The organism is Vibrio sp. 10N.261.55.A7 (genome assembly GCF_002877365.1).
GTDB lineage: Bacteria > Pseudomonadota > Gammaproteobacteria > Enterobacterales > Vibrionaceae > Vibrio.
In genome coordinates this window covers 1-898 of record NZ_MCWZ01000164.1, presented here as the reverse complement: position 1 = coordinate 898, position 898 = coordinate 1, and the positions used below count along the sequence as shown (strand labels likewise).

At 43.1% G+C, this 898-nt stretch carries 1 protein-coding gene; it reads left to right on the top strand.

The window, feature by feature from the left end:
• Positions 1 to 273: 273 nt before the first annotated feature.
• On the top strand, positions 274 to 898 hold a 625-nt coding region (locus BCU12_RS09660; protein ID WP_241909792.1), incomplete at its 3' end, for a formate transporter FocA.

The following is an 898-nucleotide window of genomic DNA, read 5'->3' as shown; positions in this document are numbered from 1 at the left end:
ATACAATGTATTTCATAGATTACTGTAGGCAATCGATTAAACAACATAATTTCTTACTAATGATTTAGAAGATTTGTGAAATAAGCAGACAATCCATCACTTTAATTGATTGAATTCAATTTACGAATCATATTTTCTGCTAGATTATAGCGGCGACCTCTACTGGTCATGGCTAAAAAGGATTTAAGCATGTGTCAGCAACTTAATACGAATAAAGCAGAGAGTGCGACGGTAGGTGCGCAACCAAGTCGACAGCTATTCACACCCAATGAAATGATGAATCAGGCTGAGAAATTTGCGTTGAGCAAGTCCCAGAAATCGAATGGCACCATTTTGGGCCTATCAACAATGGCTGGCACATTCATTGGGCTCGCGTTCATATTTTACATTACCGTCACGACAGGGAGTGAGGCCACTAGCTGGGGGTTAAACAGGTTTATTGGCGGACTTGCCTTCAGTATGGGGCTCATTCTTATCGTTCTTTGTGGTGGCGAGCTTTTCACGAGTTCGGTTCTGTCCTGTATATCCTGGGCTAACAAGCAAATCAGCTTAAGAACGATGCTAGGTATTTGGGGGAAAGTGTACATTGGCAACTTTTTAGGCGCCATGTTACTTCTACTTCTCGTTACCGCAGCAGGGCTCTATCAGCTTGATGGTGGACAGTGGGGGTTAAACGCGTTGAATATTGCTCAACACAAATTACACCACACACCGTTACAAGCCTTTTCGCTAGGCATTCTCTGTAACCTACTTGTGTGCTTAGCCATTTGGCTTACATTCAGTTCAGACAACGCAATGACCAAAGCGCTGTTGACCATGTTGCCCGTTGCAATGTTTATTTCTAGCGGTTTCGAGCACTGTGTAGCAAACATGTTCATGGTTCCTTTGGGCATTATCC